This window comes from Aerococcus sp. 150760013-2 (assembly GCF_053627715.1).
Genome location: NZ_JBSEYI010000017.1, coordinates 1 through 16,164 on the forward strand (window position 1 = coordinate 1; position 16,164 = coordinate 16,164).

Sequence of the window (16,164 nt, forward strand, 5' to 3'; positions counted from 1 at the left end):
CTTTACACCACATTGGATACAAGCCTTAGGCTTGTAGGTTAAGACGCCTTCAACGACTATATAATTCACATCTTGATACTTTTCAGTTGGAAGCAGAGTCATTCCCTCTGGTACACCAATGTGAATATTATTGTCGAGAATTCCGCAAAGTTGTTTTATAATAGTTATATGGGACATGAATTTTCCTTCTTTCAGTATTCGTCGAGGTTTACTTGAAATAAGGATATCATGTCCTATTTTTGCGTACACAAAAATAGTGCCGATGAGACTCAATTGAATCTCACCAACACTATTTATTATAGAACCTTTTATATTCTAACCAATCATGATGTAATGAATAAAGACTATTGTATAGACGGCTAATATTTAAGAATGTAATCAAAAACAGTCTCCATATCATAAATGAATGATAAAAAAGGCCAAGCAATGGCTAATTGCTTGGCCTTTTTCGCATAGGTGGCATTGATTCAAAAACAATGCTTTCCCACCCTATTTCTCACATGATTAGACAATCAAACGAGTTAAGCGCGAAAATGTAATTCGTGATAAGGTTTATTATTCTACTGTTACTGATTTTGCTAGGTTACGTGGCTTATCTACATCTAATCCGCGGTCTAATGAGGCATAGTATGCTAATAATTGTGTTGGAATTACTGATACAAGTGCAGATAACAATGGTTCTACTGATGGGATGACAATATCGTCACCTTCACGGTCTAAACCATCCATAGAGATGATTAATGTATTCGCTCCACGAGAACGCACTTCTTCAATATTACCACGAGAGTGAGCAGCGGTATTTTCTTGAGTGATTACACCAACCACTGGCGTACCATCTTCGATAAGTGAGATTGTACCATGTTTCAATTCACCTGAAGCGAAACCTTCAGCTTGAATATATGAAATTTCTTTTATTTTCAAGGCAGCTTCACGACTTACTTCGTAGTCAATTCCACGACCGATGTAGAAGGCAGATGCCTTGTCAGTGAATAACTCAGTTGCTAATTCATGAATTTCATCTTTATCATCGATCATTACTTGAATAGCGTTGGCGATGATTGATAGTTCATGTTCCATATCAAATTGTGCTTCGAATCCTAAGTCGCGACGTAATGCTTCAGCTAATACAGCCATTACTGCGATTTGACCAGTGTATGCTTTAGTAGATGCTACAGCGATTTCTGGACCTGCATGTAATAATAATGTGTAATCAGCTTCACGTGATAAAGTAGAACCTTTCACGTTAGTGATTGTTAACGATTTGTAGCCTAATTTGTTGGTTTGAACCAATACTTGACGACTATCTGCAGTTTCACCAGATTGTGTTAAGTAGATGAAGAATGGTTTTTCACTCAATACCGGCATGTTGTAAGCAAATTCAGATGCTACATGAACTTCAACTGGAATGTTAACCATTTTTTCGATGATGTTTTTACCAACTAAACCTGCATGCATTGAAGTACCTGCACCGATGATGTAGATACGGTCGCTTGCATTAATTGCATCGATGATTTCTTGGTCAACTGTTAATTCGTTGTTATCGTCAGAGTATTCTTGGATAATACGACGCATTACAGCTGGTTGCTCGTCGATTTCTTTGATCATGTAGTAAGGGTATGTCCCTTTATCTAAGTCGTTAGCGTCTAATTGTGCAGTATATGGTGCACGTTCGATTGTTTCGCCAGCTAGGTTTTTAATTGTAACGTTTTCTTCAGTTAAGATAACCATTTCACCGTCATGAATTTCAACGTATTGGTCAGTTAAATCGATTGATGCCATTGCATCAGAAACGATTGTGTTGAAGTCAGTACCTTTACCGATTAATAAAGGTGATTTGTTTTTCGCTGCAAAAACAACACCTGGTTGTTCTGAATCGATTAATGCAAATGCGTATGAACCTTCAATCACGTTTAAGGCTTTTAAGAATGCAGTTTCTGCATCTAAGCCTTCTGTTAATGCGAAGTGTTCGATTAAGTTAACAGCTACTTCTGTATCTGTATCTGAGTGGAAAGTCACGTCAGATAAGAAATCTTCTTTCATTTCACGGTAGTTTTCAATGACACCGTTATGTACTAATGTGAAACGGCCTGTTGATGATTGATGTGGATGGGCGTTACGAACACTTGGTTCCCCGTGTGTTGCCCAACGTGTATGTCCAATACCTGTGTGGGCATCTAATGTCATGTCCACTTCACTTTGTAGTTTAGCGATACGTCCTTCTTCTCTGAATAAATGACCGTTTTGACCATTTCCATCAACAACGTATACACCTGCTGAATCATATCCACGATACTCTAAACGCTCTAAACCGTTTAATAATACCTCTTGAGCTGATCCATTTCCAATATAACCTACAATACCACACATGTTGCAGTTTCCTCCTAATTTGGCGACATAAAATTAGACCCTATTCATATAGGTGTCTTATCGCAATTTATATTTGGCTACTACGTACGTGGCGGTAATTTGATAAGGCAAAATGATGGTCTAGATCATTGATTGCCTTACTTTTTTCCCACCTGTGGATTGTACAACCCCTGAATCATCCGCCGAATATTTCGATCAATTCAGTCCTCGTCACTTGCTAAGCAAGCCTGGCGCTATCCCAAAAATTACGTTTGAGATTTTATTAAAAGTAATAGCTCATTACATTCTATAAATACAAAAAGATATTGTCAATCTTTTTAGATGTTAATGCCTATAATTTAACCTTCTCTTAAGAAGCTATATAGGTTATCCGCTAATTAGATTGCAAGCATACAAAAAAGAGCCAGGAAAAACCTGACTCATTTGGTTGTATTTTAAATAAAATTTCTTATAGAAGAAACTTTATCTTAGTAAAAACCGTTAGCATTCCAGAATGCTAAAGCAGCATCCCATGAACCGTAACGTTCAGCAACGTAATTATCCGCTACTCTATGTTGTTCAGCGACAGACGCACCGTCACTAATTAAGTGGTCGCCTAATTGAAATAAACCATAGTATTGACCATTTGTTGCAGTAGGGTTTCCACCTGATTCACGTTGCATAATGATGTCTTTAGCTGAACTGCTAGAGTATGAAGTTGTTGAAACAGTAGTTGTTTCTTCTGCTGGTGCTTCATATGTAGTTTCTTCAACTGGCGCTTCGTAAGTTGTTTCAGTTACTTCTTCTTCAGCTACATAGTAAGTAGTTGCTTCTTCTGATACAGAATCTTCTACAGTTACTTCGTTAACTTCACCAGTTGTTTCATCTTTTGTAAATGAAAGTTTAGTTCCTGGGAAGATTACGTTAGCGTTTTGGATATCGTTGATTGCAACTAATGCATCTACACTTACGTCAGATGCTTTAGCGATAGTTGCTAAAGTATCACCGTATTGGATAGTGTATGAAGTTGTTGTATCGTCTGTAGCTTCTAAGTCAGCTGAAACTTCAGCAACTGTACGAGCAGACCAAGTAGCCGCTTCTACGTTATTGTTGTTTGTAGCAGCGAATAAACCTGCTAATGCAAATGACGTACCTAAGATAATTTTGTTCAATTTCATGTGTAAATACTCTCCTTAATAAGAATACTGCTTTTTAATTTTATTTTTTTAAGTTGTCAGCTGCCATCTAGTGGATGACCCGCTATTTACCGCATCTTTATCGTGCGGCTATATTCTAGATAAAGAACACCTGTCTCATCTACAAGCAATATCTTAACACGGGCCTTTTTTTAAGTCATGTAAATCAGGCATCTGTTAAAGCCTCTTAACTGCCTTGACATTAAATCCGGGGTTTTTGAAAACCTTATGTAAATTTGTAACAACTTTGTAACACTATAGCGCTAAAATTATATACATAAAGTGATAATCACAATTGTTCTCACAAATGATGTCATATTACCGGAAAATTATGCGTTTTTATTATGAATTAAATAAACAAAGTCCCTAATAAAGCCTTAATATAAGTGTTTTAAATTCATGTCAAATCGCAATCGTTCTGTAATATGACATATGATAATTGCAAAATATTCTTTTTAAATGTCTAATAATACAAATATTTAGATAAGCTATCGGGTATTTACTTATTTCAAAGCAATAAAAAAAGACCAGGCTCTCGCCTAGTCCTCTTGATTCATATTACTGGGATAGCTGGATTCGAACCAACGCATGACAGAGTCAAAGTCTGTTGCCTTACCGCTTGGCTATATCCCAATGTAATGGAGGGAGAAGGATTTGAACCTTCGAACCCGAAGGAACGGATTTACAGTCCGCTGCGTTTGGCCACTTCGCTATCCCTCCATATGGTGGTATTCTTGAGTTTTCTTGCCTCAAAAATATCGTACTTGATTAGTATAGCATCAGAAATTATAGATTTCAACAGTTTGGCCAAAAGTTTTTTAAAAAATTTTTTGGACTTATTTTACCGCCTTTTTCCCTCAACTTTCTTTACGTTTATTATATAGAGGAAAGATGCTTTTGAGTGACTGGATTTCCGCTTCATTTAGTCGGCGATACCCCCCTTCCACTAGGCCGTCAATACTTAAATCGCCAATTTTTTGTCGGTATAAGTCTGTGACTTTTACCCCGCAAGCAAGGAACATTTTCTTCACTTGGTGGCGGCGCCCCTCTGAAATCGTGACTAAACCAGTTGAGGAGTATGGGCTTGCCGAAATGATTTCAAGCCTTGCTGCTTTACAGATCGTGCCATCCTGAAAAATGATACCCGCTTGAAATTGTGCGACCATTTTGCCATCAATAAGGCCATTCACGTTGACGCGGTAGGTTTTTGGAATATCAAATTTGGGTTGTTGGAAGATGTAATGGAGCTGGCCGTTGTTGGTGACGAAGACAAGTCCATGAGCATCGCGGTCTAGACGGCCGGTAATCGCTAAATCGCCGGGATTATCTGCTGGTTGAATCAGGTCAATGACCGTTGGGTGGGTCTGGTCTTTATTGGCTGACAGGTAGCCTTTGGGTTTATGGACCAAGTAATATGTATGGCCAAAATGGCGATCAATTACTACTTGGTCGACGGTAATTTCTTGCCAGCTAGGATCAACAACGGTGGCGAATTGTGTGACAACTTGGCCGTCAACGGTGACATGGCCATCTTTCAATAGGCGTTTGCATTCTTTTCGAGTAACTTGTCTCGCATCCATAATCAATTGTCCTAGTAACATGCCATCCCTCCTTCACTCCAGTTTACTTGTTTCTACCATTATAAACATTTTTGGAAAATGTGTCTTAAGTTTCTATCGATAAAAGGCTGATATGGTATACTTTATAGTGAGAAAACTTAGAATGGAGGATAGACGCATGCAAATAGATTGGTCTGGTATTATTTCCTGGACGAATGTTTTCAATCTAATTGATATTTTGATTGTTTGGTTGTTTATCTACCAGCTCTTGAAGATTCTAAAGAATACGAAAGCCTTCAATATTTTGAACGGGGTTTTCATCTTCTTGCTGATTAAAATTATTTCCACCCTCTTCCAGTTGAAGACGGTAGATTGGATCATGAACAATATTATCCAATGGTCTGTCGTTGGTGCGATTGTCATATTCCAACCTGAAATCAGACGAGGATTAGATCATTTAGGACAACAATTCTTTGCTGGTAAACGTGAAGCTGGGGCCCGCAATCCAAACGAAAAAATGGTGCGCGATTTAGTTGAAGCTTGCGAGTACATGGGTAAACGACGGATTGGTGCTTTGATTTCCCTACAACGTTCGCAACCCTTAAATGAATACGCAGCTACTGGAATTCGATTAGATTCAGCCATCTCATCTCAATTATTGATTAACATTTTCATCCCAAATACGCCCCTACATGATGGTGCCGTGATTATTCAAGATTTAGAAATTGCTTCTGCCGCTTCTTACCTGCCACTTTCAGAAAACTCGGAGATTCCTAAAGAATTAGGGACTAGACACCGAGCTGCTGTCGGCTTAAGTGAAGTAACAGATGCCATCACTATCGTCGTCTCAGAAGAAACAGGTGGTGTTTCAATTACTGAACGTGGCGAGATTACCCGCGACCTTAGTCAAGATGAGTTGTACACCATTCTAGCGGACAATTTCATCAACACTACTGATGAGGAAGCGAATGATAACTTCTTAACTAACTGGTTTAACCAATTAACAGGAGGTGGCAAGTCAGATGATCAATAAGTTTTATAACAATCGAATTGCCCTGTTAATATTATCGCTCTTCTTATCTATCTTAATGTTTGTATATGTGAAGGCTGAGCAGTATTCGGAAAACCCAGTGACTTTCTTCCAAAACGTCAGCGAAGCGACAACGGAAACGATTTATAACGTGCCTGTTTATATAGATGGAAACGTGGATGCGTATTACGTCACTGGTCTACCAGATAGCGTTTCTGTCAGTTTATCTGGACCAAAAAACTTAATCGAACAAACACTTGAAGCCGATGACTTCCGCGTCATCACAGAAGACTTAACCGATCTAGGCGAAGGGTCTCATTACATCCAATTACAATTGGAAAATGTTTCAGAAGCCGTTTCTTATGAGATTTCACCTTCAAGCGTCAATATTTCAATCGATTCGCTACAAACAACTGAATATCCAGTCCAAGTGGAAATGTCTAATGAATCTGCAGTTGCGGATGGTTACGAAATTACAGATGTGTCTTTAAGCCAAGATTCTGTCACCTTAACTGGTTCGACATCTGACATTGAAAGCGTGAGCCAAGTTTATACAGTCGTAAATATTCCAGATAACTTATCTGAAGACTACACCACAACCGCCACTGTCATTACAGAAAATGCGGACGGTGATATCTTGAATATCAACACCGATCCAAGTGAGGTTGACGTGACCGTTCAAGTTTCGCCTGAAGGTGTGTCGGTCCCTATTGAAGCCAATATCACCAACGAACGCGAAGGCTACACCTATGAAGCAACGATTTTAGATAGCCAAAACGCGACTTTATCTGGTGACTACGATACCATCAATAGCACTGAAAGCGTGTCTGCAACCGTTGATGTATCAGGGATTACAACAAGGACTACTGTAGACGCGCCCATTGTCCTACCTGATGGTGTAACGGGTTCAGATCCTTCAAGCGTTCGGGTCCAGGTGGTGCCAACCGCTACCGAGTCTTCGTCTTCGTCATCATCTAGCGCGTCATCTAGTGCCTCATCAGAAAGCGATGAGGATAGCGACAGCTCAGACACCGCTTCGAGCGAGTCTAGCGAAGAAAGTGCTACGAGTAGCGAAAGCGGCACTAGCGGTAATGAATCCACTATTGAAGAAGATACGACAAGTGATAGCGACATCAGCGACAGCACCAGTTCAAGCACAAGCGAGGTTGGCGTAACGACTGGCGTCAGTAACAACTTACAAAATGGCAACGGCAATGTCCAAGCCGACCAAATCAATTCAACAAGCTCAGAAAGCGTCTCTAGCTCTTCTAGCGCAAAAGTCTTTAACGGAATACTTGCTTTTTTAGCTAGTTTTTCCTAGTATTAACCAGTGTAATCTAGACTGCCTTTTTTCAAGGCAAGAAACATATCTATAATTTTTAATTATGAATCAGTAAATGTTATACTATAACGAAATCGACGACAAAATCGATATTCACTTTCGAAAACAAAGGAGTAAATTATGAGAAAATATTTTGGTACTGATGGGGTTCGCGGTTTAGCGAATGAAGAATTAACACCAGAATTAGCATTTAAATTGGGTCGTTTTGGTGGTCACGTGTTAATGCAACATGCACCAGAAGGAATGGAACATCCGCGTGTTCTAGTTGCCCGCGATACACGTATCTCAGGTCAATTATTAGAGCAAGCCTTAACTGCTGGTTTATTATCAGTAGGGATTGAAGTGCAACAATTAGGCGTTATTACAACTCCAGCTGTATCTTATTTAACTCGTACTACCGGTGCAACTGCTGGTGTCATGATTTCAGCAAGCCACAACCCTGCACCAGACAATGGGATTAAATTCTTTGGTTCTGACGGCTTCAAATTGTCTGACGCTCAAGAGGAAGAAATCGAAGCATTATTAGACCAAGAAGAAGATACGTTACCACGTCCATCAGCTGAAGGGTTAGGGACAGTGATTGCTAACCCAGGTGCAGTTGGTAAATACTTAGAATTCCTAGCATCAACAATTTCTGGTGATTTATCGGGTATTAAAGTAGCTGTTGATGGCGCTAATGGTGCCACTTCACCATTAGTTAACCGTTTATTCGCTGACTTAGGTACTGACTTTACAACAATGGCGACTTCTCCAGATGGTATCAACATCAACGAAGGTGTTGGTTCAACACATACAGAGAAATTACAAGCCCTTGTAAAAGAAACAGGTGCTGATGTCGGTGTGGCCTTCGATGGTGACGGCGACCGCTGTTTAGCAGTTGACGAAGAAGGTAACCTAGTAGACGGTGACCAAATGATGTTCATCTGTGGTAAATACTTAAACGAACGTGGTAAATTAAATGATAATACCATTGTATCGACTGTAATGTCTAACCTTGGTTTCCACAAAGCTGTTGAAGAAGCTGGTATGAAAGCTCCACAAACTAAAGTTGGTGACCGTTATGTAGTTGAAGAAATGCGTGAACACGGTTATAACCTTGGTGGAGAACAATCAGGTCATATAATCTTCATGGACTACAATAACACAGGTGACGGCCTTTTATCAGCAGTACAATTACTACATGTATTAAAAACTTCAGGTAAAAAATTATCTGAATTAGCTGGTGAAATGAAAACTTACCCTCAAGAATTAATCAATGTGCGTGTAACACGTGAAGGTAAAACAGAAGCAATGAATTCTGCAACGGTACAACAAGTTATTGATGAAGTGAACACAGAAATGGCCGGCAATGGCCGTATCTTAGTACGCCCTTCAGGAACAGAAAACCTATTACGTGTTATGGTAGAAGCCCAAACAGACGAAGAAGCATACAACTACGCGAAACGAATCGCAGATCAAGTAAGCAAAGAATTCGGCGTAGAATAAAAACAAGGTGTGAGTGAGACCGCTAAGCTAAATAATGCTGGAAGAATAATGCAGTAGCTGATGTAATCAGCTGCAAATTAGTCTGAAGCAGGCTTGAGCTGGTCGTGCGAACCCGATTATCAAGGTGTGACACAAATCGTTTATCGGAATGTGAGCATCCTTAATCATATGAAATAGCGTATGGCGATTACCATACGCTATTTTTTTGTACTTTTTACAAAATATATATGCATATAAACATTATTAGACCCGGTAATCTGCCTCAGATAAAGCTTGTGGTTCTAATAAACCAATCTTTTCACAGTGGCGCAAGGTTTTCCTTGTCGCACCAGCCAACTCAGCCAATTCTCCTATCGTATACATCCAGCTCACCTCTCAATATATATAATAAAGCCTGCCCTAAGGCAAAGGTAAACCCCTTTTTTGAAAAAGGGCGAATCTTTTTAAGCTAAGTATCATTTCCCGCTACCTTCCTATTTTAATTTCAAAAAAAGACGTGGCAAAATATCTTTCGCCACGTCTTTTGCTACTATTCTACTTCATGATGGTGGTCATGTTTCTCCATTTGTGCAATCAAATATGCCCGGTCTTCGTCAGACATTTCCTCACGGTTGCGACGTAAAGTGAAATGGTCTGGTACTGGATCTAGCCCCCCTGGCACCATTGGGTTACAACGAATAATACGCGCTGTACCCATAGCTGCCCCCTTAAGCGTGCCATGTTTATTGACTGCTTGAATCATATAAGTTGAGCACGATGGATAGTAGCGGCAAGTCGGTGGAAACATTGGGGAAATATACTTTTGGTAACCCCGCACCATTTTTACCAGAGGCTTGTCAGCCATAATACGTTACCCCTTTTTCTCTTCAACTATTGGTAATAATAAACCATCAGCAACCTCTTGTGCTTTAGCATCGCCTTTTAGAATTCGAATAATGTCCAAAGCAAAATAAACTGCTGTGGCTGGTCCACGTGAGGTCAATACTTTATGGTTTTCATCGTAGTAGGTGATATCTTCGTGGAAGGTCTTGTAATGCACTTGGTCTTCGAAACCTGGGTAGCATGTCCCTTCCAAGTCTTTAGTGACGCCTGCTGCTTCAAGAACGATTGGTGAGGCACAAATACTCGAAACGTATTTATCAGCCGCGATTTGTTTGGCAATCAAGTCAGTTACTCTTTTATCCTTGGCCAATTTTTCTGCACCTGGGCGCCCACCAGGCGTAATCACCATGTCATAGCTGTCAGTATCAATATCATCTAACAGTTTATCTGCCATAATCTCAATGCCATGGTCACCAATTGTCGATAGCGTTTCGTTGATAGATACGATATCTATTGGGATCTGTGCTCGACGTAGGTAATCAATCACTGTGATTGCTTCTACTTCTTCGTAACCTTCACCTAGTAAAATCATTGTTTTCATCTTTAACCCTCCAATTTAAAATGCCGCTTTTCTTGTCTCTATCTTACCTAAATTTTGGGGATAAGAAAAGGATCGGCACTTAGCCGACCCCTCCTACACATGATAATAGATACTAGCTATCCATGTATGCTAGTTATTATTGTACTCTTGAACCATCTGTAAATTCACCATTTTGGTGGGCACGACGGCGTTCTTCAGCGCGTTGACGTTCGTCTTCAGATTGTTGTTGTTGGTAATCTGCACGTGTCATCACGTCGTTAACATTCATATTCACTTCAACAACTCTTAAACCAGTCATTTTTTCAACGTTTGCTTTCACTTTTTCGATTGTTTGGTTAAAGGCCGCAGGAATATCTTTGCCGTATTCAGCAATTACTTCTAAGTCGATGGCTACTTCTTTACTACCAACTTCAGCGTTTACACCTTTTGTTTTATCATCTTCAGAAGAGAAGAAGCTTTTCACGCCAGATGTGAAGTTACCTTTCAACTCTAAAATGCCGTCAACATCTTGAACTGAGTTATTCGCAATACGTTCTAACACGCGAGGCTCAAAAGCTAAATTATTTTCGTGTCTTACTTGTTCATTTGTTTCAGCCATAATTTAATTCCTCCTAATATTTTTGTTGGTCATATAACCAACTTTAAATAACCTATAAGTTAATAATAGCGTGAATATTTCTGATTATCAACCGATAACCCTTCGACTATTTCATAAAGAACCGCAACCAGGCACGCAAGTCGACCTCACCATCAAAGTAAGCACCGACGATAAAGCCGACAGCTGCGATAACAAATACCAGTAAGGCTGTCCCGAAAGTAAAGACTACCCACAATAGTGCAAAGATAAAGGCTGATAATAAGCCGATTATCCGCCATTTGTATTGGCGCCAAATCGCACGTTCTTCTCGTTTATTCCGTTCTGACATATTATCCCTCCTCCTTATTGCACACGTGGTGCAGCTTTCTGTTTGGCTTGTTTTTCAGCTACAACAACACTACGGTCAATTTGGTTGACCTTCACATTAACATCCGCAACTGGAATCCCCAATGAAACGGCCACAGTATCACGTACGCGTTCCTGTACCCGACTAGCCAAGCCAATTACATTGGTTGCGTCATCCACTTGGAAAACAACTCTTACTTTCGTGTCTTCAGGACGTTTACCAAATCGCACTTTTGCTTCAGGGAATTTTACCCCTGACACACGCTGGCTAGCGCGGACTGCTGTATCTTCGACAGAATGCTTGGTAAAACTTAATACACCGGCATCCGTTTTAACTTCTAAGTGGTCACGTTTCGCTGGTGCCACAACCGCCTGTAGGAAAACAACTAACACAACCAAGGCTACAAAGGCTAAACCAGCTAACATGGCCCATTGACCATAGGTATTGCCTAAGACAGTCTCTTTAACGAAAGGTGTTAGGTATTGAATTGGGTAAAACAAGGCAATTGCAGCTAATAATGCAACCAAGCCCACTAAGGTTAATATAATTTGTAGAAACCTTCTAAAACCACCCATCGGATCCCCTCCTAATTTGTTTATATATTATAAATGATTATCTATAGGTTACAATAAAAGTTATGATAATTCAAACAATCCGCATACTATTTCGAAAACGAAATAAATCGTTTTCCAAGCCTATCGAAACGTGTTACACTATATAAAAATAAGTAATTTCTCAAATCCTCATTAACCATTATGATAATTAAAAAGGAGTTTACCCACCATGAAGACAGTCGTTATCAGCGGATCAAATGTCGGCACCAAATCACGTGTTGCTGCAGATGAATACATTAGACAAGCAAAAAGCTACCGCCCAGATGCGGACATGGAATTAATTGACCTGGCTGAAAAGGACATGGTCTTTTCAGATGGCCGCAATTATTTTGAATATCCTGGAGACACTGGTCAAGTCCTTAAAACAATCATGGCTGCAGATGTCTTAGTCTTGACCATGCCGACTTTCCAAGCTTCATACCCAGCTACCGTGAAAAACTTGTTCGACCTGCTACCCGTGAATGCCTTCCGGGACAAGGTGGTTGGCGTCATCAACACTGCTGGTTCTCCGCGTCATTATTTAATGGTTGAAACCCAATTGATGCCGATCTTAAATTATATGAAGGCCACTGTCGTCAACAAGTACGTCTTTATTGAAGACCGAGACTTCAGTCGGAACGAAATCATCAGTGATGACATCATTTTCCGTATTGAACGATTGGTCGATGATGTCTTCACCATGGCAGACGTACAAGCAGAAATTCAAGCCAAAAAAGATGCTGCTTACGGTTTTTAATAGCCAGCATTATCATATTGGAAAAATTTTGACAAAGTGCTTATCATTTTTCAAAAAACATTCTCTTAATTCGATTGCATTAATTCGTCTACGTAAGCCACAACATCGGGTTGGTTGGCTTCAATTTCAGCAATCTTGTCAGCAAATTGTGGTAAATGCGCTTTGTGAGCATATAATAATTCGTCCAAGACGCGTTTAGCCATCTGACCACCTGGTACTAAGGGGTTAATCGTGAAGGCATGTAAAGCTGCCCCGTAATTTCCTTCAACGGCGGCACGGATAACCGTTTCTTCCATCCCCTTCATCAATTGGATCATCCCACGAGCGGCTGGCATAAATTCACCCCAATTGAATGGTACAGCGCCGTGGCTAGTGATTTGGGCAGATACTTCCACAATGGCATCGTACGGTAGGTCTTGGATTGTCCCGTTATTTTGGGTAGAAACCACCATAACAGTCTGTTTGTCGTTGTAGATAGAAGCAATTACCTCACAAGCGGCGTCAGAATAGTAAGTCCCACCACGTTGCGTTAATTCTTCAGGCTTGTAGTCTAAAGCTGGATCTTTATACAATTCAAACAATTGTTGCTCAGTCTTCTTCACGACTTGTGCACGTGTTGCCCCTGCTTTAAACTCTTCAATAGAATGTTGTAACATCTCATCTTCAGAGTAGTAGTAACGGTGGTAACCACATGGTAACATGGCCAAATCTTGAATTTGTTCAATATGATAGTTGGCATCATGGATATTCTTCAAGGCTGATTCCGGGCCATCATCTGATTTTTTGTATAGTAAATCAATGACTTTAGCTGTTAATTCCTTACCTTGGCGGTCCCAAACTTTATGCCAGTGGAAGTGGTTAATACCAGCAATCGGGAAGCACAGTTGTTTTCTAACGATGCTGATTGGGTGTTCTTTTTAAAAAGTAGTGAGTAATAATCAAACAATTGCTCTAAATTTTGGTCGATAAAGCCAGCTCTAATACCCGTTGACAAATATATTTATCGCTAACAAAAAAAGTCGCCCTTTTTCAAGGACGACTTTCTTTGTTTCTATTAACCAACTTCAATTTGTGCGTCTGGGTTGTTGAATACGTCTTCGTTTAGGGTGCCTAAACGTTTAGAAGTGACAACACCTGCTAGGATTGAATCGTTAACGTTTAAGGCTGTACGGCCCATATCAATAATTGGTTCAATTGAAACCATTAAACCAATGATTTCTACTGGTAAGCCTAGGGTACCAAATACGATTAGTGATGCGAAGGTTGCACCACCACCAACACCGGCTACACCGAATGATGAAATAACGACAGTACCAATAATGGTTAACCAAACCATTGGGTCAGATAGGTCCATACCCACTGTTGGGGCTACGATAGCTACTAACATGGTTGGGTAGATACCAGCACAACCGTTTTGACCGATGGATAAACCAAAGGTACCGGCGAAGTTAGCTGTTGCATCTTCTACACCTAAAGCTTCTGTTTGTGTTTGGATGTTCATTGGTAATGCCCCGCCACTTGAACGTGATGTAAAGGCAAAGCCTAATACAGAAGATGCTTTCTTGAAGTAGTTGATTGGGTTGACTTTGAAACCAGCTAAGATCAAGGCATGAATTGCGAACATGATAATAATGGCTACGTAAGCTGCGATAACGAATGTGGCCATATTCAATAAGGCTTGGAAGCTTGATGATGCCATGGCTTTAACCATTAAGGCAAAGATACCATAAGGCGCCATTCTCAAGACTAATGTCACGATACGTGAAACGATGGCGTCTAACGTATCAATCATTTTCTTGAAGTATGAAGCTTCTTCTGGGTGTTTTCTTGCGACACCTAGGTAAGCGACACCAACGAATGCTGAGAAGATCACCACTGCGATGTTACTTGATTGACGTAAGCCCGCCAAGTCTTCAAAGATATTTGTTGGGATAAATGACAGGATTTGTTGCGGTAGGGTTGTATCAGCGATTTCAGCTTGACGCTCTTGGATATAAGCGATTCGTGCTGTTTCGGCTGCCCCTTGGGTAAATTCTGCACCGTCTAAGTTGAATAGTAAGGCAATGGATAAGCCAATAAAGGATGCAACGGCTACTGTGATAATTAAGACAGCTAGGACGTTGAAACCTATTTTGCCAAGGTTCTTCTCACCCTCTACTCGGGTAAAGGCGCGGACTAGTGAAACGAAGATTAATGGTACAACAAGCATTTGCAAGAAGGATACGTATCCGTTCCCGATGATGTTGACCCAGTCTAAAATTGTTGTGGTTGTACTTGAATCGGAACCAAATAGTAATTGAATAATAATACCAAAAACAATCCCAATACCTAATCCGATAAAGACACGGTTTGAATATTTCACGTGTTTCCCTGCTAAACGGTTTAGGAATAGCAATACAAGTACAAAAATAGCTAATGTAATGATAACTGCCATCTTGTCTTCCTCCTGAATATTGATATAAATGTGGTGCTGATTAAGAATCAGCAGATCCAATTACATCATTCAACTGGTCGTTCAAAATGCCAATGAATCGTTCGGCTTCGCTAGATAGTTTACGGTATTTGTTTTGAATGTAAATAATATGGTTGTCTTCAACATCTGTGACAGGGACGGTGGTCATCATATCACGGAATGGTGAAGTCAATATACCTGTACCCACTAGGATAGCGTCGGTTTTCACTAAGACATTAATCGAAGTCGCCCGGTCGCTGACGTAAATGGTTGATTGTGTAGAGTCCTCTCCCAAGTCCAATGCTTCCTCAGTTAATTGGGCTGAGGAACCTTGTGTCTGTTCGAATGTAACAGATGGATAGGCCAGCAAATCTGCTTGGGTTAGGCTTTCTCTATCTGCTAAGGGATGTTGTTTACCGACGAAAACATGGGGTTGAAAGGCCCCGATTTCTGTATAGCTCAACTCGTTATGGTTTAGGTACTGCTTAATGACCTTTTGGTTGTAAGCATTCATGTATAAAATCCCGATTTCAGAATAGGCATTTTTGACATTTTCCATTACATCAGTTGTTGAGGTTTCTAATAAACGATAATGGTGGGCGCGATCTTCATCATTTGCAACTAATACCGCAAAAGCTTCTGACACAAAGTCATAATGCTGACTAGATACAGAAAACAATTTTTTTCGGTCGGCATCTAAGTAACGATTCTCCATAACGGATACCTGCGACAAGACGTCACGGGCGTACGATAAGAATTCGCTACCTTCTTCAGTAATGAAGATACCGCGTTTTGTGCGCTCGAAGATTTGTAAGTCATACATTTCTTCCAACTCACGAATGGCCGTTGATAAAGAAGATTGCGCCATGAACAGCCGTCTAGCTGCCTCACGGAATGATCCGCTATCAGCGACGACAACAGCATATTTTAGTTTTTGAAAGTTCATGGCTCTCTCCATCCTTCCCTTGTGAACTCTTACACTCACAATTTCCTATATTACACTAATCAAATTCGTTTTTCACTATTACTGCTCACAG

At 40.3% G+C, this 16,164-nt stretch carries 15 protein-coding genes, 2 tRNA genes and 1 pseudogene; 4 read left to right on the forward strand and 14 right to left on the reverse strand.

Going from position 1 to position 16,164, the window contains the following annotated elements:
- Positions 1-555 precede the first annotated feature (555 nt).
- From glmS to ACUW85_RS08805, 5 genes are all read right to left on the reverse strand, one after another.
- Positions 556-2,367 (reverse strand): glutamine--fructose-6-phosphate transaminase (isomerizing), encoded by a 1,812-nt coding sequence (glmS, locus tag ACUW85_RS08785; RefSeq protein WP_182023610.1) that lies wholly within the window; start codon positions 2,365-2,367, stop codon positions 556-558.
- Between the two features lie 467 nt (positions 2,368-2,834).
- Entirely contained in the window at positions 2,835-3,524 is a 690-nt protein-coding gene (locus ACUW85_RS08790) for a LysM peptidoglycan-binding domain-containing protein (RefSeq protein ID WP_149315346.1), read from the reverse strand.
- 579 nt (positions 3,525-4,103) lie between these two features.
- Positions 4,104-4,175: transfer RNA gene (locus tag ACUW85_RS08795), tRNA-Gln, on the reverse strand.
- A 6-nt stretch (positions 4,176-4,181) separates the two neighbouring features.
- A tRNA-Tyr gene (locus ACUW85_RS08800) sits at positions 4,182-4,262 on the reverse strand.
- A gap of 137 nt (positions 4,263-4,399) precedes the next feature.
- Positions 4,400-5,143, reverse strand: a complete 744-nt coding sequence (locus ACUW85_RS08805; protein ID WP_149315347.1) for a pseudouridine synthase — start codon at positions 5,141-5,143, stop codon at positions 4,400-4,402.
- Positions 5,144-5,279: 136 nt separating this feature from the next.
- On the opposite strand from ACUW85_RS08805, the gene cdaA reads away from it, so the two are divergent.
- The 3 genes from cdaA to glmM all read left to right on the forward strand — a co-directional run bounded on the left by cdaA (position 5,280) and on the right by glmM (position 8,958).
- On the forward strand, positions 5,280-6,134 hold the full coding sequence (cdaA, locus tag ACUW85_RS08810; RefSeq protein WP_016897342.1) for a diadenylate cyclase CdaA: 855 nt from the start codon (positions 5,280-5,282) through the stop codon (positions 6,132-6,134).
- The gene (locus ACUW85_RS08815; RefSeq protein WP_149315348.1) at positions 6,124-7,452 is read left to right on the forward strand and encodes a CdaR family protein; all 1,329 of its coding nucleotides are present in this window, start codon (positions 6,124-6,126) and stop codon (positions 7,450-7,452) included. The genes cdaA and ACUW85_RS08815 overlap by 11 nt, the downstream gene beginning before the upstream one ends.
- A gap of 141 nt (positions 7,453-7,593) precedes the next feature.
- Entirely contained in the window at positions 7,594-8,958 is a 1,365-nt protein-coding gene (glmM, locus tag ACUW85_RS08820; RefSeq protein ID WP_149255829.1) for a phosphoglucosamine mutase, read from the forward strand.
- A gap of 243 nt (positions 8,959-9,201) precedes the next feature.
- On the opposite strand, the gene ACUW85_RS08825 is transcribed toward glmM, so the two are convergent.
- The 6 genes from ACUW85_RS08825 to amaP all read right to left on the reverse strand — a co-directional run bounded on the left by ACUW85_RS08825 (position 9,202) and on the right by amaP (position 11,900).
- Entirely contained in the window at positions 9,202-9,321 is a 120-nt protein-coding gene (locus ACUW85_RS08825) for a MerR family DNA-binding transcriptional regulator (RefSeq protein ID WP_082148278.1), read from the reverse strand.
- Positions 9,322-9,487: 166 nt separating this feature from the next.
- Positions 9,488-9,802: a membrane protein insertion efficiency factor YidD gene (gene yidD, locus ACUW85_RS08830; RefSeq protein WP_034257877.1), complete on the reverse strand. Its 315-nt coding sequence runs from the start codon at positions 9,800-9,802 to the stop codon at positions 9,488-9,490.
- 6 nt (positions 9,803-9,808) lie between these two features.
- The gene (locus tag ACUW85_RS08835; RefSeq protein WP_182023609.1) at positions 9,809-10,381 is read right to left on the reverse strand and encodes a DJ-1 family glyoxalase III; all 573 of its coding nucleotides are present in this window, start codon (positions 10,379-10,381) and stop codon (positions 9,809-9,811) included.
- 136 nt (positions 10,382-10,517) lie between these two features.
- A complete protein-coding gene (locus ACUW85_RS08840; protein ID WP_048729412.1) occupies positions 10,518-10,979 on the reverse strand; it encodes an Asp23/Gls24 family envelope stress response protein in 462 nt (153 codons plus the stop codon).
- Between the two features lie 106 nt (positions 10,980-11,085).
- Positions 11,086-11,307, reverse strand: coding sequence for a DUF2273 domain-containing protein (locus tag ACUW85_RS08845; protein WP_048729413.1), 222 nt, complete (start codon positions 11,305-11,307; stop codon positions 11,086-11,088).
- Between the two features lie 14 nt (positions 11,308-11,321).
- Positions 11,322-11,900 carry an alkaline shock response membrane anchor protein AmaP gene (gene amaP, locus ACUW85_RS08850; RefSeq protein ID WP_048729415.1) on the reverse strand — a complete coding sequence of 193 codons (579 nt, stop codon included), beginning with the start codon at positions 11,898-11,900 and terminating at the stop codon, positions 11,322-11,324.
- Positions 11,901-12,108: 208 nt separating this feature from the next.
- Here amaP and ACUW85_RS08855 point away from each other — a divergent pair, with 208 nt between their 5' ends.
- Positions 12,109-12,675: an NADPH-dependent FMN reductase gene (locus ACUW85_RS08855; RefSeq protein ID WP_048729419.1), complete on the forward strand. Its 567-nt coding sequence runs from the start codon at positions 12,109-12,111 to the stop codon at positions 12,673-12,675.
- Between the two features lie 65 nt (positions 12,676-12,740).
- Here the strand turns inward: ACUW85_RS08855 and ACUW85_RS08860 are convergent.
- The 3 genes and pseudogenes from ACUW85_RS08860 to ACUW85_RS08870 form a co-directional block, all read right to left on the reverse strand.
- Positions 12,741-13,553: pseudogene (locus tag ACUW85_RS08860) on the reverse strand (family 4 glycosyl hydrolase); the annotation flags it as partial.
- A gap of 176 nt (positions 13,554-13,729) precedes the next feature.
- The gene (locus tag ACUW85_RS08865; RefSeq protein WP_083068502.1) at positions 13,730-15,109 is read right to left on the reverse strand and encodes an L-cystine transporter; all 1,380 of its coding nucleotides are present in this window, start codon (positions 15,107-15,109) and stop codon (positions 13,730-13,732) included.
- Positions 15,110-15,149: 40 nt separating this feature from the next.
- A complete protein-coding gene (locus ACUW85_RS08870; RefSeq protein ID WP_048729424.1) occupies positions 15,150-16,073 on the reverse strand; it encodes a LysR family transcriptional regulator in 924 nt (307 codons plus the stop codon).
- Between the last annotated feature and the right edge of the window lie 91 nt (positions 16,074-16,164).

Excerpts from the sequence above, each read along its gene's own strand:
- ACUW85_RS08840 (WP_048729412.1), bottom strand. The coding sequence starts at position 10,979 with ATGGCTGAAACAAATGAACAAGTAAGACACGAAAATAATTTAGCTTTT.
- ACUW85_RS08815 (WP_149315348.1), top strand. The coding sequence starts at position 6,124 with ATGATCAATAAGTTTTATAACAATCGAATTGCCCTGTTAATATTATCG.
- glmM (WP_149255829.1), top strand. The coding sequence starts at position 7,594 with ATGAGAAAATATTTTGGTACTGATGGGGTTCGCGGTTTAGCGAATGAA.
- amaP (WP_048729415.1), bottom strand. The coding sequence starts at position 11,900 with ATGGGTGGTTTTAGAAGGTTTCTACAAATTATATTAACCTTAGTGGGC.
- ACUW85_RS08865 (WP_083068502.1), bottom strand. The coding sequence starts at position 15,109 with ATGGCAGTTATCATTACATTAGCTATTTTTGTACTTGTATTGCTATTC.
- cdaA (WP_016897342.1), top strand. The coding sequence starts at position 5,280 with ATGCAAATAGATTGGTCTGGTATTATTTCCTGGACGAATGTTTTCAAT.
- glmS (WP_182023610.1), bottom strand. The coding sequence starts at position 2,367 with ATGTGTGGTATTGTAGGTTATATTGGAAATGGATCAGCTCAAGAGGTA.
- ACUW85_RS08855 (WP_048729419.1), top strand. The coding sequence starts at position 12,109 with ATGAAGACAGTCGTTATCAGCGGATCAAATGTCGGCACCAAATCACGT.
- ACUW85_RS08805 (WP_149315347.1), bottom strand. The coding sequence starts at position 5,143 with ATGTTACTAGGACAATTGATTATGGATGCGAGACAAGTTACTCGAAAA.
- yidD (WP_034257877.1), bottom strand. The coding sequence starts at position 9,802 with ATGGCTGACAAGCCTCTGGTAAAAATGGTGCGGGGTTACCAAAAGTAT.
- ACUW85_RS08835 (WP_182023609.1), bottom strand. The coding sequence starts at position 10,381 with ATGAAAACAATGATTTTACTAGGTGAAGGTTACGAAGAAGTAGAAGCA.
- ACUW85_RS08845 (WP_048729413.1), bottom strand. The coding sequence starts at position 11,307 with ATGTCAGAACGGAATAAACGAGAAGAACGTGCGATTTGGCGCCAATAC.
- ACUW85_RS08790 (WP_149315346.1), bottom strand. The coding sequence starts at position 3,524 with ATGAAATTGAACAAAATTATCTTAGGTACGTCATTTGCATTAGCAGGT.
- ACUW85_RS08870 (WP_048729424.1), bottom strand. The coding sequence starts at position 16,073 with ATGAACTTTCAAAAACTAAAATATGCTGTTGTCGTCGCTGATAGCGGA.
- ACUW85_RS08825 (WP_082148278.1), bottom strand. The coding sequence starts at position 9,321 with ATGTATACGATAGGAGAATTGGCTGAGTTGGCTGGTGCGACAAGGAAA.